The following is a 15,014-nucleotide window of genomic DNA, read 5'->3' on the forward strand; positions in this document are numbered from 1 at the left end:
CCAAATCCCCCAATAATTTTTCTGTAGGCCCTCCTACCTCCTCAAAAATTCTGTAGGCTAGTCTTTCAAAACTGAGGACTTCCACTTCTATAATTCCCTTTTTATCTAAGGATTTAATTAAATCCTTTTGGGTTTGAAATGTAAATTGTTCTGGAACTATTAATATTAGAGAATTTCCTCTATTCTCTTTTAACTTATTTTTTATATCCTTATATATATAATTAGTTTTTCCCACACCGGAGCGACCTAATATATATTGAATGCTCATGCATATTCCTCCATGATAGAGAGGGCCTCACCCTCCTTATTCTTCTATTGTATACACATATAATTCTTTACCATTTAAGCTTTCCATATTAACATTTTTTTCGTTACCCTCGGTAACAGCTATCCGATTAGGATTTCCATCGGATATATATCTATAATGGGGGTATTCCTCATAATATTTTAAGTACCACCATAAATCCCCCTCTTCACCTTCCGATCCCCTAACCCTAGGTACATTTAATGAATCGAATTTTATATGGTAAGGTGGGTAAAAGGGTCCGCTAGGTCCTTCCCTTAGGGCTATTTTATATCCATACTCTTCCCCTTCGTAGATTCCTTCCTTTATCAAGTATCTCAATTCTTCTTTTGGTCTTTCACCAAAAGGGTATGCAAATGAATCCGCTATATATCCTGGCAGAGCATCTTTAATCATTTTGTCTGCTTTACCTAATTGTTCCTGTATCCCACCCTTATCCAATTTAGATAAATGGGCGTGGGAATAAGTATGGCTAGACACTTCATATCCATTATCTGTTAAATATTTTACCCTTTCCTCAAAGCTTCCATCCCCAGCAAAAGGGTCATTATCTCCATTGATATAAAAAATTGCGTTTTTCCCAAAATCAGGGTGTTCATTACAGAACTTATTCATAATATCCACTGCAGAATTAGGTGTGGGACTTAATTTGCCATCTTCATCAGTTAGTGAAAAACTAGTACTAATCCCATCATCAAAGGTAATAATGATGGGGGTATACCCCGCCTCAACGGAAATATTATTATTTATATAGTCTTTCATGGAAATAAGCCTATACCCATTATCATATAAATAATTTAAGTCTTTTTTAAAATCTTCTATCCTTCTTTGATATGGACTTGGAGGATTCTCTTCCACTAGTCCATGATACATAATAATCATAATATGTCCTAATTCATTGGGTTTGACTTTTTGATAATCTATTTTTTTCACTTGCTCTTTTAATTCTTCTTGCTTTTTTTCCGATTCTGTTTTTGGCTCTTTTATTTGTTCTCTTTCAGTTTCTAAAGAATTTTGTGCCCTTTCGTCTGTCACTTTTTCATCTTCATCATGGACTTTATTGTTTTTCATGCAGGCCGCTACCATAAACGGAATAGCGAAAATTAGAAATACAATAAAGATGCTTTTGACTCTTTTAAACATAATATTTCTTCCCCTCCAGTCGATTTGTGTCATTTTATATTATACTCATTATTATGGTTCATACCAAGAAATAATTCAAATTTATCAATATAAAATAAAATTAAGTCATATAATAACTATTTTTATCTTTTCTTTCTTTACTCTATAGATTATAATAGAAGATAATAATATACACATAAGTGAAATTTACAAGGGGGTTATGTAATGGGAGTTTTTAATAAAAAGAAAAAGGAAGAGAAGTTCCTACAGCAAAATGAGCTTTTCAAAACAGAATTAATTAAACAATTTAATAATGCTTTAGATCCTATAAAATCAAGTTCTGATGAGCTAGATGAAATCCTAAACAAAGCATATGCTACCTCGGAATATGCAGCATCTCTTTTAAATCAGCAAGCCCCATCCTATATGGATAGTTGTTCAGAACTATCAGATATTGCAAATCAATACGATGCTTTATCTTCTGAAACAAAACAAATATCGGAAAACATAGATTCAATGAATGAAATCGCAGGAAATGCAGTAAAAACTGCAGAGGATGGGCAGGTCTATGTAGAAGAATCTATTGCCAAAATCAATAAGCTTAAAAATACCATAGAAAGAACCAACCAAACTATTACTTCTCTGAGCAAAAGTTCGAGCGAAATTGGTAATATTTCTCAAATTATTACCAGTATCTCCAGTCAAACTAATCTTCTTGCTTTGAATGCTTCTATCGAAGCAGCTAGGGCTGGTGAACACGGTAAAGGTTTTGCCGTGGTTGCAGAGGAAGTTAGAAAACTTGCAGAGCAATCTTCAAAATCTGCAGAAGATATTACTAATTTAATTTCGGGGTTACAGCAACAAACTTCTGAAGTCTCTGAAATTATGTCTAGCAGTGCGGCAGAGGTAACCGAAACCGTGACGGCTGTTAATAAGGCAGGGGATGCTTTTGAGTCTATCAACCAATTTGTTGAAACAATACTAACCCAGTCGAATACAATCAACAGAACAATCGACCTTATATTAGAAAGCATGAAATCTATCTCTTATGCTGTAGAGGCTGCTGCCTCCGCCTCATCTAAAGGGGACAATATCTATGATGATTTAATAGATAATAATCAAAACCAGGTGCAGGCTATTTCAGAATTAAGGCAAGTAAGTGATAGCATGACCAATAAGCTTAATTCTCTACAAAGATTTGTAAACACATTAAATCAATAAAGTAATAAACAAAAAATAAGCAGAAAACTTCTGCTTATTTTTTGTTTATAATAAATTTGGCTAATAATCAAAATCTTATTGAAACTTAGTATATAATGTGTATAATTAATTTAATGCATATATTATGTACCAAATCCGATAGATTCATCGCCAAAAAACTTCATCGTATGTTAAAGACCTTTAAGGTTCCCCTGGGACTCCACAGTCCCAGTGGGTCTTTCCCCATAATCTTCGTTTTACACCGAAAGAAATTATTAATGAAGATGGAAACGAGGCCTGAAATCAACTAGGTGAATTCCTTAAGTGGTGGAGAAAAGATTAAGTACTATATTATTGACTAAAATATGCGTTTGCATTCTTTTTTAAATAAAATAATTTGTATATGAGGTGATTTTATGAGTTATATTTATATTTCCTATGCCCCTAATGATAAGCTTGTTGCCGAAGAAGTATGTCAGGGCCTAGAGCAGAGAGGAATAAAATGTTTTGTTTCCTCTAGGGATGTTAAGCTTGGTCAAAACTATGGAGAAGCAATCCTTAATGCCATTGAAAATTGTATGGCTATGGTTGTTATTTTTTCTTCCAATTCCAACTCTTCGCAACAAGTCTTTAGAGAACTAAGTAAAGCCACAGAAAAGGATTTAACAATTATTCCATTTATAGTTGAGGAGATTCAGCCCTCTAAATCCATGGAATATTATTTATCAGTACCCCTTGTCCTCAATGTTTCTAATGAACCACTAGAACAAGGCATTGCAAAATTAGAAAGTACTATTAGGAATGCAGAAGACCCCACCCATATTAAATCACCTATAAACCAGCACTCTCCCTCTCCTGCTCCTATTAGTAATAAAAAAAGTAGCAGCCCTACTATTATCTTAGCCATTACTATCGTAGGATGTTTTTTAGTTATTGTTATTTTTATTAGTATGATAACTGTTTCTTTACTTAAATATAAACAAAACACCAATGGTATTGTTCATCATATTGATAGTAGTACCTCTATGGCTGATTCTGATACTTCAGATATCCCTGATATATTAGCAACCCAAGACACTCCTACCTCTGATGTTACGAAGAACATAGAAACTTCTCTACAGGATGTAGAAAAATCCTCCGACCCCATTAATGATAAATATCATTTTGTCCATTCTACTTTACCCGTAGGAGAAAATTTAACCTATACAACCGACGTAAATAAAATAGAAGTGATATCAAATTCATACCAAAAAGCAGAATTTATCTCAACTGATGCATCAGTTTGCTTATCCAATATTATCGATTCTCTTGGTTGGAGTGCCTATGAGGAATATTATAAAGATCCAGAAAACATATATTCTGATTTTCATGAATCCTATATCAAAGAAGATCTCGAATACTATATAAAATTAAGTCAGGAAATTTTCGAGCATACTTGGGATTTTGATAATGATTTTTCTATCAAGTATAAAGCTAAAAATCCTTTACCTATTGAATTGGCCTTAAATCCGGAAGGTAAGCTAGATGGAGTTATCCTTGAAGTAGATATAGTTATTACTGCCGAAGAAGTAATAACAAAAAAGCATAAATATTATTTTAAATATGTTGAAAAAGATGATAGATATAGATATGTAGGTGAAGTTGAATAAAGTGAAACTAGGCATCCTATTACCCGAAATTAATAAACAGGCATTTTTCTAGTCTTTTAGAGTATATGCGAAGAATCTAGGATATTAAATTCTTCGCTATACTCAGGTTGGTGACCTTAATTATTGTTATGATTATCATCATGGAGTACTTGATCTATTATTATAACAAGTGCTATTATTAAAGCTTGATTTTCTTTATCATCTATCTCTACTCCATAAGTATCCCTAATTGAAAAAAACTTTTACTTACAAATGCTACTACCCTCCCATCCTTTTTAATTCTAAAGTCATATCCGAAGAAATCCCCCTCTATACTATATTTTCCCTGATTACTATCTATATCAAATTTTGGTCTAAAAAACGTAAATTCTTTTTTTTACCTTGGCTACATATTGATTATCCATGTAAATAGAATACTCCGGAAGGAATCTAAATAACTTCTGTTCTATATACACTCTTTCCTTTCCATTTTCATCATATATTCTTAGTTTATCACCTAGGGCAAATACCTTTCCTTTTACATAATATCTTTTGTTTCCATATTCATCTAAGATATTAAAGTCATCTCCAAAGCTTAATATTTTTTGTTTGATTTGATATTTCATATACATTCCCCCTTAGGATTTCTTAACTGCTTTGACATTTTTTATTTCATAATATAGTTATTATACCTCTAAAATTTAACATATGAAAGAAAAAACTGCTAACTAAGTTAGCAGTTCCTTATAGGTAAAAATCATGATTTTTTATAGTGCGATAGAACCTTCTGTTTTTTATAATCCAATTGTTTGTTGCTTTTCTTGGATTTAAGAAATATAAAGACTCTCCTATATTATTAGTTCCTTCTAACGCTGCTGTAGCAGCCTTTATACTATCCCCGGAGGGGTTATTATATATTGTACCATTAGCCACGGGAGTATATTGTACTCCCCAGTTTCTATCAAATATTACCCCTTTTATAGTATCTGGAAAATCCTTATTTCTTTTTCTGTTTATAATACAATTTGCCACTGCTAATTTACCTTCATAAGGTTCCCCCCCCTGCTTCTGCTTCAACTATTCTAGAAAGCCAATATATATCTTCCTCTGAATAAGATAATACTGGGGAAATAACTGTTTCTTGGGATCTTTTTTCAACATATTGATCTGTAAATAATCTTACATAGGCATTGCCCTCATCCCATTCAACATTTAAATCAAAGGCTTCCGCTACAAATCTAAGGGGCACGAAGGTTCTGCCCTTGTATATGTTAATAGGGGCATCTAACTCTATGGTTTCATCATTTATGAAAGCATAGGTTTTTCTAATAGGCAGACGAAGAATTACACTATTTTTCATTAGGATTGCTTCTTCATTATCATTATTCCAATTTATATCCTTTACTCCTATAGCTTCTGCAATAAATCGAATAGGTACAAAGGTAAGCCCTCCCTCCATATACGGTGCCTCATCGGTGACTATAGCCTTATTATCTAAAAAGACCTTAATTGTTTTATTTCCTGCAATAGGGCGAAGCTTTAGCAGATTTCCTATATATAATTCACTTTTTCCATTTAGACTGTTTATTTGGTTAGAACTTATGTTATATTTTTGTGAAATAGTCGTTACATTGTCACCCTGTTGTACAGTATGCATTATATAAGACGATGCATAAGCATTAATTGGGGCCCCTATAAGTAAAATAAAAAATAAAGTTCTAGCTATCATTCGTTTCATAATTACCACCCTTTAAAATTATTTAAAAACTATATCAAAATTGTTACTTAATTCATGTCTATTGTAACACTTTCTTAACAATTTACAAGAGGTGTTTTTTGGAAGTATTTATATTATCAAAACGAATATACTATTATAATGTAGAAAGCCAATTAAAACATTGGTTTTCTATGGAAGAACCACCGTTAGAACTTGGTCTATGGAAAGAGAAAGGACTGAGTCTATGGAAATCTATATTAAGAGGTTTTTTCTTTTCATTGTTTTATTTATTCCCTTAATACTCTCACCTTCACCAGCGGTTAAAGCTACTACTCCTAACTTTATCATTACTAATGGTTCTAAAACCCAGAAGAAAATCGCCCTAACCTTTGATGATGGCCCTGATAACAATTATACTCTACAAATACTCAATGTCCTTAGAAAACATAATACTAAAGCAACCTTCTTCCTTTTAGGAGTAAAAACAAAAGAATATCCTTCTGTGGCAAAGTTAATTGTAGATGAAGGTCATGTTATAGGCAATCACACTTATAATCATCCTAACCTTTATAAAAAAGACCTTCAAACCTTTAGAAATGAAGTAGAAATGACCCAAGAATTAATTTTTAAAACTACAGGTATTAGACCAAATTTATTCCGTGCTCCTTATGGAAATATTAATGAAAATCAACTATCAGAACTTAAGTCTATGGGACTTACTGCAGTAGGGTGGTCTGTAGATTCATTGGATTGGAAAAGCCTTCCCTCGAAAGCTATTGAAACCAATGTAATGCCTAATATTGATTCCGGTTCCATTATCCTTATGCACTGTGCCGGCCATCATACTCAAAATCTAACAGGAACAGCCAATGCCTTAGATAAAATGATTCCCACACTTAAGGATAAAGGATATGAGTTCGTTACTATTGCCGAACTTATGAATAAGGAGTTTGTTATGAATAAGGAATAAATTAATTTGTGGGCTTTTTTCCACTTATCCACATTGTATCCACAAATTGTGGATACAATGTATTTTAATGGAATCCGATTCTTCATAATAGTAAAGCCTCTAGGTTTTTACCTAGAGGCTTTTACTCAAATAATATTATTCTACTTCTTTTAATCTCCAAGAATAGGTTGTAAAATCTCCAAAAGTATTTTCTACATTTATTCCTGAGTACATTAATTCATCTCCACCAACTATTATATCTCTTCCATCTATTTGGTAAGTAGTTTTTTCATTAAGTCCTTTTAATTTTAGCTTTTTTGAAACCCCAAAGGGTTCTGCAAGTACTTTAAAGTAAAATACCATGGCTTCTTTTTTATCTTCTGTAACAAACATCCATGCAGTTTCATTTCCTTCAAAAGGGCTTAATATTCTATAGAAATCTCCAAATTGAGTTATATGTCTTATATCCTTAAAATACTCAATTTGTTTCTTTACTGTTTCTTTTTCTTCCTCAGTAAGTTTGGTAAGGTCCAATTCATAGCCAAAAGTTCCTCCCATAGCCACATTACCTCTTATATCAAAACCCGCTTCTCTTCCTATCTGATGGTTTGGAGAAGCAGAAACATGGGCTCCTATAGATACAGGGGGATACGCCATGGTTGTACCATACTGTATCTTTAGTCGTTCTACCGCATCAGAATCATCACTAGCCCAAGTTTGAGGCATATAGTATAACATTCCAGGGTCAAATCTTCCTCCCCCCGATGAACAACTTTCAAATAATATATTAGGAAATTTAGAAGTAACTTCTTCCAATATGTAATAAAGCCCTAAAACATACCTGTGAACTGTTTCCCTTTGGTTTTTACTAGGAAGGACTGCAGAGCCTATATCTGTTAAGGATCTATTCATATCCCATTTCACATAAGATATGGGGGTGCTACTTAATATATTAGAAACCATTTCTATTATTTTATCACATACTTCCTTCCTGGTTAAATCTAATACCAATTGATTTCTTTGATATTTCCATTGGGCGGGGGTTCTATTAGGGACATGAATGCACCAATCAGGATGTGCCCTATATAAATCACTATCTGGTGATACCATTTCTGGTTCAAACCACAAACCAAACCTTATTCCCTTTTTAGTTATGTTCTCAACCAAATTGTCAAGGCCCTCAGGTAACTTTTTTAAATCTACTACCCAATCTCCCAAGGAACAATTATCGGAATCCCTTTTCCCAAACCATCCATCATCCAATACAAAGAGCTCCATCCCTAATTCCTTACCGATAGAAGCTATTTCTTCTATTTTTTTTGCATCAAAATTAAAATAGGTTGCTTCCCAATTATTGATTAAAATAGGTCTTTCCTTATCCCTATATGCCCCTTTGCATAATCTTTCCCTATATAACTTATGATATGTCCTTGACATTTCCCCTAGCCCATTAGATGAATAAACCATGATTGCTTCGGGGGTTTGAAAAGATTGACCAGGTTCTAGGTTCCATTCGAAATCAAAAGGGTTGATTCCCATTTGCACCCTCGTAGTGAAAAATTGGTCCACTTCCACCTGGGCTAAAAAGCTTCCGCTATAAGCCAAATTAAAAGCATAAACATCGCCAAAATCCTCATTGGCATCCTTACTTAACAGAGCAATAAATGGGTTCTGCTGATGGCTGCTTATTCCCCTTTTACTGTCTATAGATTGTATGCCAGGAATTAAAGCCCTTCTATAAATATGTCTCTCTCTTGCCCAGGCACCTGAAAGTTGTAAAACATCATAGTTAGAGTTATTAAAATCCACATTAAAACTAAGTGCTCTTTTTATCTTAAACTCCTTATTTGATTTGTTTATAAGTTTTGCATTCCTTGTTATAACATTATAGTTTTCGAAAACTGCATAGGAAAGCACAATCTCAAGCCTGGAAATGGTATCCTCTAATACAATTTCCAAGGTATCTGCCTCATTTTCACTCTCTACATATGTAGATGGCAATCCTTCCAAGGGCCTTTTACCTGAAAATATACGATGATTTAAATATTTTAACTCCCCTGTTGTGGAACCATTTTCCAGTTGGATTTCATAAGAAGGGGTTCTAAAATCCCCGGTTCCATAGGCAGAGTATTCTTGTAAAACTGCATCTAAGTTTACAACTTCCTCTCCAATATCCTTATTAGTGATGCTAAAATTTTTGATCCGTTTTCCCCAGTATACATGGGATAAGTACCCTGCATCATAAATTTGCATTATATAGCTGGTCTTATTTGTGTGAAGATAAAATAACTTGCTTTTTTCATCATAAATAATAGACATGCTATCCCTCCAATATAATATTGTAAATCTTAGGTTAACGTTTACTTTAATTATACCACATTTATAGAAAAAGTTAACTATAAATTATCTTTTAATAATAAAAGGTACCTGAAATAAGTTGGGAAATCTTTAATCTTATTTCAGGTACCTTTTTAATTTTCTGTAATTATATTCACTGCAATAGGAAGACTGGAACCACCGGCATTCATCATTTCAAATTCAAGAGTTTTCTCCTCACCGTCTTCTAGAGTATATTCTATTATTGTTGTTGCTTCCTCCGAATTCATTTCGGGGGTAATGAAAAAGCCCGCATCGGTTTTAACAGCTGCTGCACACCTTCCTCCCCGTGGATTTAATCTAATCTTAATGATTTTAGTTTTACCTGTGTTATTTGCAACTGGAATCTTTATTCTATAGGTAGCCCCATAGTGACCGATATTACCTATAGTTCCATATTCCTTTCCGAAACTGCTCTCCGCTGAAAAAAGATTATCAGTTACCTTATTAGATACGGAATATGCTGTTTGATAAGTACCTGCTTCATATAGAGGAAGCTCTGTTTCAATCATAGCAAAGTCCCATGTTCCCCTTGGGTGTTTATTATCCAAATCTAAAGGCAATGGGAATTCCTTAATTGCCATTAAATTTGTGTTATCATTTTGACTCACAACCGTACGAATTATGTAATCTAGTTCTCCGGTTCCCGATTTCTTTTTCACTTTAAATTCGTGCTGAAATTCAATTAGATTTCCAGAACTAACATAAAAATCATCCATTAAAAGTGTTTCCCCCGGCTTCATTACGGTCTTTCGCATCGGGATTATAGGTAGCTTATTGCTAATACCTAGCTCTGCAACTTTTAAACCAACATCGTATATAGCCCATCCTCTGCTAGTACTCCTTGCAATACCCCTTGGCAATACTACTTCTATCTCGTTAGTGGTAGATAAGTTTTCAATGGTAATGCCTATAGTTATAGGTTCATAAAACCCGTTTTCATGATATCCAAAAACTATATGGTCTATAGAATCTTCATCACTTTTAACAAGATCCTGCCAAAGAGTTGCTGAATCATATGGAAGAGTCCTTTCACTGATTTTTTCAGGATTATCACTGACCATAAGTCTTGTATTCCCTACTGGGATTGGCTCCGGTACATTTTTAGGAACAACTCCTCCCCCAATAAACTCCTTCGGTAATATTGGAAGTACAAATGCAATTTGTTTATTATGTATGTTTATTTCTTTCGTCGCAGCATTCCAGGCCGTCGTTGCATTGAAAACTTGTTCAAGCAATTTAACTGGAATATATATCGTTTCCTTATACTCAATAATTTTTCCTACTGGTTGAATGGAATTACCATTAACAGTTGCTGTTTTTTCCCCTATACTAATTCTTAATTCTGTCTCATTTTTTATTGCAACTATTTCTCCCGTCATATAATCTCTATATATCTTGGCACCCATATGTTTTAAAATAGGTTCTGCTGGGAGCAATCCAATTCCATTCGCTATAACAGGATTAAAAGGGATATTTACAATCTTTTTATCTACATATATATTCATATTAGTAAATTCTTGTACTTTAGGTTCCACAACAAAGTTAGTTGTTATTTCGGCTGTTCTTGTGTTAGAATCCCATTTTACATGGCCTCCGAAGGCTTCTCCTATAAACCTCAGTGGAACATATGTACTATCCCTATATATAATCGCTGGCTGATCTAATTGCACAGACTCTTCATTTATAAAAGCCTTATCAGAATTAATGGCTATTTGTATGGCGGTATTTTCCCTAAATGCATATACTGTTTTTTCCACCGCATTCCAGTTAACCTTTATACCCATTGCCTCAAATAATGATCTTAAAGGAACTAAAATTCTACCATTTTCAATTATTGGTTGAGTAGATGGTTGGAACCTTTCTCCATTAATAATGATGTTAACTTGTGTTTCAGGATTTTTGTTTTGCTGTCCATTATTTTGTGCAAATACTTTTCCCCCTGAAATATTAAAAATCATGATTATTAGAATTGTGAATGTCAGTATTTTTTTTGTCCCCTTCATGTCATACCTCACTTATCTATATTATCCTTTAACTCTGCTAAAACCTCCAAATATTCGTATCTTTTTAAGCTATTCTTCTTAATAGATGGATTAATTCCAAAATTATCGCTATAAAATCTCTTTATATCTTCCTTAGTGGCAATAGAATCCTCTTTATCCATTAAATCTAATCTTTTATAATGTGAAAATCCTAAATAATAAGGCTGCTTTAGATACATTGCCTTATCTTGTTTGGAATTGCAGATTTTATTAAGTTCCTTTTTATAATCCTCCTTTGTTAAGGTCATCGTCACCATTTCTCCAAGAGTAAGATTTTTATCCGGCTTAAATTCATTGGTTTTATATCCTATAACAAAACCTTTTTGTTCTAACTCCCTAGCAATTTCAAAGTTTTTAGATATATCATGGAAATCTTCAAAAGGATATTGGTTCTTTAATTCTCTCACACTAACAACCTTATATCCATATTTCTTTAGTACTTCTAGCTGTTCTTTTAGAGCAGATGCTACTGGAGTCATCAAAGACATATTGTAGCCATCCTTTTGGAATATTATTTGACCATTTAGAGAACTAGAATCTGATTCGAGTATATTCTTTATTGGTTGGACCATATTTTTTACGTCTTCCTTATAACTTCCTACCGTAGGCATCCATCCACCGCCATCAAAACTAGCAGCTAAATAATCATATCCCATCATGGCATATGCTTCATAGGATGTAAATCCATCAGGCATCTTATCGATATAATGAGGTGGTCTTGACATAATTACTTCATAATTAAATTCTCTTTTAAGAAGATTATGTAATTCTGTCAGATCCGAAACAACTTCATGAATATTTGAAAAATGTTCCCTAGTACCATATACAATATTATTTCTACCAAATAGAACATGCCTATATCCATGATTTGAAATTTCATGCCCGTTATCTATAAGTGCCCTTATTAATTCTTTTTGATGCTTAGCACCTGCATACTTATCCTTACCAAACATGGGATAATGATCGTGTTTAACACCACTCCAAGTAGGCTTATTAATAGTACCTTCCCTATCCGGATAATTGTGTTCTGTTGTTCCAATAACATTAAATGTTCCCCTTGCCCCATGTTCTCCCATAATATCAATCAGTACCTTTGTAAGTCCGCAATTTTCATATTTAGGTTCGATAACAGGATTTATAGGCATATTCATTGGCCCATCATCAAAGGTCATCGATACTAAATTTTCTCCTTCGGGAACAGAAAATTTTTCAAACCTCCTAACAGGTGATAAGTATCTACCGGCATTTTCCCTTCGTCGTTGTTTTATCTTTTTATTTATCTTCCTTGCCAATGCATATATTTTCATATTCCTTACACCTCATTATCTTATTGTAAGCTACTTCTAATATTCCATAAATAATTCTAATACCATTTTTTATAATAAAGCCCATTCCAGGGTTCCTTGCATTATGAAATTTTGCTCTGGCTATAGCATAATTGACTGTATTTCTATAATAAATAATACTTTTAGCTTTCAATGCATCTTTAAAAGACTCTGGATTGGGGTGAAATTTTTCTGTTATAGTATAACAATTGTTAAGTTCAGTTAAGGAATGGGCATCAGGCCCTCCCAAGTAAATAAAATCATCTCTATTCAAAATAGGCTTTATAAAATTATTTGACTTGGTCTTCCAGTAGAAAGAATCCATGCGGGAATTATATCTTTCTATACCATCTACATATTTTAAAATATCCATATTATCTTTCAATTTGCTATTAAAAGGATGGGCTAATATAATGACCCCATTCAGTTTATGGACATTTTCAATTAGGCTATAAAAATCAAATCTTCTTGAATCTATTTTAAGTGTATTTTTTTCTATAGATTCATCTATGAAATATGTAAGAATATGCCCATACTGCGTAGAAAATTCTGCCCCCGGGATAATACAAATACTTTCATCTTCATACTGAAGGGCCTCAACTCCTCCTTTAGCTGTATTGTGGTCGGTAACAGCTATAGCATTATACCCTAGACCCTTTGCAGTATCTACAATATCTTTCACGGGCAAATCACAGTCATGGGAATGTTCTGAGTGTATATGTAAACACAGTTTCATTTTATATTTCTCCTAACCAGGGATTTAAAATAATTAATAAACGGTATTGGATTTGAAAACCTAAATATACCTTCTTTAGCAATAATAATGTATCCCATAGCCTTTAAAGCTTTACCTATCTTCCCCTTTTTAATACAAGCCACCATCGCAAAAAAAGCCTGAGGAAAATAGAACATTTTTTTATTTAAGTTATAGGGAATAGTATTTTCATCAATGCTATTATGATTATTATCCAATACCTTAACGTAATTCCCAAAAAACTGGGAGTTAGCTACAAACAATAGGGGCATACTTCCCCAATACCTTGGGTTAATTTCTATAAGATAATCCCCCTTAAATTCTACCATAGCATAGCCTGTCCATCCTAATTCTTTTAGGAGTTTATAGGCACTATGGACTAGCTCTTTCTTATATCTAGAAGCGCAAATGGCACTAGGTCCCCCTGCAATAGGATATTCAAAAATTCTTTCATGCATAATATAATCAACCATATTAGAATCATAGTCAAGGAGCATAGATACCCCAAAACCCTTTCCCGTAACATATTCTTGGACTAATATATTGTCCTTATGGTCTTTCATAACCTTAATAGCCCTATGATATTCATCATCATTATTAACTATTTTGTATCTTTCCTGGGGTTTTAGATTGATATTCTCAGAGTTATTAAGTTTAACCACCAAAGGATATTTTTTATTATCACTACCCGGTGCTTTTATATTTAGATTATGGGCAAATTCCATTAACCATTTCTTATTTGTTATTTTAGTCACTATATCTTGGTTTGGCACTATGTATTTCATATTTGGCTTTATTTCATTTACCGCCTCTATAATAAGGGGATTGCCTACCAATAAATAGTCATTTTCAGTAAAGCTTTTAAAAACTTTCAAGAGGTCTGCTTTGATATTTTCTTTGGATATTTTAAAGGTTGAATTTATTTTATTACTAATTATATTAGAATTGGTAAAACCTACGCCATAAACCTTATACCCCTCCCTTAGAAAATATTCAACTAAGGGGGCAGTCATTCTTTTGTCTATGTTATCAATTAATATTTTTTGCATGTCTCCTCCAATATTACGATACTATGGGACTTAATTCTATCCTTTATTAGAAAATAAAATCAAATATATTATACTATATATAAATTTGGCTTACAAGGTAGCTAAGACATTTCCAGTTTAAACCACCAACCTACATAATCTTTTTATCAGTATCTTTTATTTGTTTACATAATAAATGCACTTGTAAAATAAATCTGCTAAAATATGGTCACCATAACAACATAACAGGGAGATTTATTCCAAGTGCATTTCAAATTCTACCGATAAACTGCATATATAGATTACTTCTGCCATTCCGCCATATCCGTATATAAAATATGAAATAGAAACCACAAAATCCCTAAAGATTTCACAGTCTCTATTTCATTTAACGTGCGCAGAAGGATTTGAACCCTCGGCCTTCTGATCCGTAGTCAGACGCTCTATCCAGCTGAGCTATGCGCACATAGTATCAAATTAAAAATATGCCGGAGACCGGAATCGAACCGGTACGGTCTTTAAGGACCGCAGGATTTTAAGTCCTGTGCGTCTGCCAATTCCGCCAC

12 protein-coding genes, 1 tRNA gene and 1 pseudogene are annotated in these 15,014 nt (G+C 33.3%); 3 read left to right on the forward strand and 11 right to left on the reverse strand.

Translation table 11 applies throughout. The features are described 5' to 3' along the window. Positions 1-268 (reverse strand): hypothetical protein (locus GX308_01135; GenBank protein NLK20696.1); only part of this gene is annotated, 268 nt, incomplete at its 3' end. Positions 269-304: 36 nt separating this feature from the next. Then, complete coding sequence (locus tag GX308_01140) at positions 305-1,447, reverse strand: polysaccharide deacetylase family protein (GenBank protein ID NLK20697.1); 1,143 nt, start codon at positions 1,445-1,447, stop codon at positions 305-307. A 204-nt stretch (positions 1,448-1,651) separates the two neighbouring features. Between GX308_01140 and GX308_01145 the strand changes: the two genes are divergently transcribed. Both GX308_01145 and GX308_01150 read left to right on the forward strand, forming a co-directional pair. After that, complete coding sequence (locus tag GX308_01145; GenBank protein NLK20698.1) at positions 1,652-2,647, forward strand: hypothetical protein; 996 nt, start codon at positions 1,652-1,654, stop codon at positions 2,645-2,647. Positions 2,648-3,042: 395 nt separating this feature from the next. Beyond that, complete coding sequence (locus tag GX308_01150) at positions 3,043-4,275, forward strand: toll/interleukin-1 receptor domain-containing protein (GenBank protein ID NLK20699.1); 1,233 nt, start codon at positions 3,043-3,045, stop codon at positions 4,273-4,275. Positions 4,276-4,391: 116 nt separating this feature from the next. Here the strand turns inward: GX308_01150 and GX308_01155 are convergent. The 3 genes and pseudogenes from GX308_01155 to GX308_01165 all read right to left on the reverse strand — a co-directional run bounded on the left by GX308_01155 (position 4,392) and on the right by GX308_01165 (position 5,992). Beyond that, a pseudogene (locus GX308_01155) lies at positions 4,392-4,880 on the reverse strand (hypothetical protein). Positions 4,881-4,998: 118 nt separating this feature from the next. Next, positions 4,999-5,286, reverse strand: coding sequence for a cell wall hydrolase (locus tag GX308_01160; protein ID NLK20700.1), 288 nt, complete (start codon positions 5,284-5,286; stop codon positions 4,999-5,001). 13 nt (positions 5,287-5,299) lie between these two features. Then, positions 5,300-5,992 (reverse strand): LysM peptidoglycan-binding domain-containing protein, encoded by a 693-nt coding sequence (locus tag GX308_01165; GenBank protein NLK20701.1) that lies wholly within the window; start codon positions 5,990-5,992, stop codon positions 5,300-5,302. A gap of 223 nt (positions 5,993-6,215) precedes the next feature. Between GX308_01165 and GX308_01170 the strand changes: the two genes are divergently transcribed. Beyond that, the gene (locus GX308_01170; GenBank protein ID NLK20702.1) at positions 6,216-6,941 is read left to right on the forward strand and encodes a polysaccharide deacetylase family protein; all 726 of its coding nucleotides are present in this window, start codon (positions 6,216-6,218) and stop codon (positions 6,939-6,941) included. A gap of 135 nt (positions 6,942-7,076) precedes the next feature. Here the strand turns inward: GX308_01170 and GX308_01175 are convergent, their stop codons facing one another. From GX308_01175 to GX308_01200, 6 genes are all read right to left on the reverse strand, one after another. Next, the gene (locus tag GX308_01175) at positions 7,077-9,239 is read right to left on the reverse strand and encodes an alpha-galactosidase (GenBank protein ID NLK20703.1); all 2,163 of its coding nucleotides are present in this window, start codon (positions 9,237-9,239) and stop codon (positions 7,077-7,079) included. A gap of 152 nt (positions 9,240-9,391) precedes the next feature. Then, the gene (locus GX308_01180) at positions 9,392-11,302 is read right to left on the reverse strand and encodes a copper amine oxidase N-terminal domain-containing protein (protein NLK20704.1); all 1,911 of its coding nucleotides are present in this window, start codon (positions 11,300-11,302) and stop codon (positions 9,392-9,394) included. Positions 11,303-11,310: 8 nt separating this feature from the next. Next, positions 11,311-12,648 (reverse strand): polysaccharide deacetylase family protein, encoded by a 1,338-nt coding sequence (locus tag GX308_01185; GenBank protein ID NLK20705.1) that lies wholly within the window; start codon positions 12,646-12,648, stop codon positions 11,311-11,313. Then, positions 12,614-13,402: a PHP domain-containing protein gene (locus GX308_01190; protein ID NLK20706.1), complete on the reverse strand. Its 789-nt coding sequence runs from the start codon at positions 13,400-13,402 to the stop codon at positions 12,614-12,616. Before GX308_01190 ends, GX308_01185 begins: the two co-directional genes overlap by 35 nt. Continuing rightward, positions 13,399-14,469 (reverse strand): ATP-grasp domain-containing protein, encoded by a 1,071-nt coding sequence (locus tag GX308_01195; protein NLK20707.1) that lies wholly within the window; start codon positions 14,467-14,469, stop codon positions 13,399-13,401. Before GX308_01195 ends, GX308_01190 begins: the two co-directional genes overlap by 4 nt. A 371-nt stretch (positions 14,470-14,840) precedes the next feature. Further along, a tRNA-Arg gene (locus GX308_01200) sits at positions 14,841-14,914 on the reverse strand. Positions 14,915-15,014: the final 100 nt, after the last annotated feature.

The organism is Candidatus Epulonipiscium sp. (assembly GCA_012519205.1).
Classification (GTDB): Bacteria; Bacillota; Clostridia; order Lachnospirales; family Defluviitaleaceae; genus JAAYQR01.

What these genes read in the sequence shown, in the direction of transcription:
- GX308_01140 (NLK20697.1), bottom strand. Translation starts at nt 1,447, where the DNA reads ATGTTTAAAAGAGTCAAAAGCATCTTTATTGTATTTCTAATTTTCGCT.
- GX308_01145 (NLK20698.1), top strand. Translation starts at nt 1,652, where the DNA reads ATGGGAGTTTTTAATAAAAAGAAAAAGGAAGAGAAGTTCCTACAGCAA.
- GX308_01150 (NLK20699.1), top strand. Translation starts at nt 3,043, where the DNA reads ATGAGTTATATTTATATTTCCTATGCCCCTAATGATAAGCTTGTTGCC.
- GX308_01165 (NLK20701.1), bottom strand. Translation starts at nt 5,992, where the DNA reads ATGAAACGAATGATAGCTAGAACTTTATTTTTTATTTTACTTATAGGG.
- GX308_01170 (NLK20702.1), top strand. Translation starts at nt 6,216, where the DNA reads ATGGAAATCTATATTAAGAGGTTTTTTCTTTTCATTGTTTTATTTATT.
- GX308_01175 (NLK20703.1), bottom strand. Translation starts at nt 9,239, where the DNA reads ATGTCTATTATTTATGATGAAAAAAGCAAGTTATTTTATCTTCACACA.
- GX308_01180 (NLK20704.1), bottom strand. Translation starts at nt 11,302, where the DNA reads ATGAAGGGGACAAAAAAAATACTGACATTCACAATTCTAATAATCATG.
- GX308_01185 (NLK20705.1), bottom strand. Translation starts at nt 12,648, where the DNA reads ATGAAAATATATGCATTGGCAAGGAAGATAAATAAAAAGATAAAACAA.
- GX308_01190 (NLK20706.1), bottom strand. Translation starts at nt 13,402, where the DNA reads ATGAAACTGTGTTTACATATACACTCAGAACATTCCCATGACTGTGAT.
- GX308_01195 (NLK20707.1), bottom strand. Translation starts at nt 14,469, where the DNA reads ATGCAAAAAATATTAATTGATAACATAGACAAAAGAATGACTGCCCCC.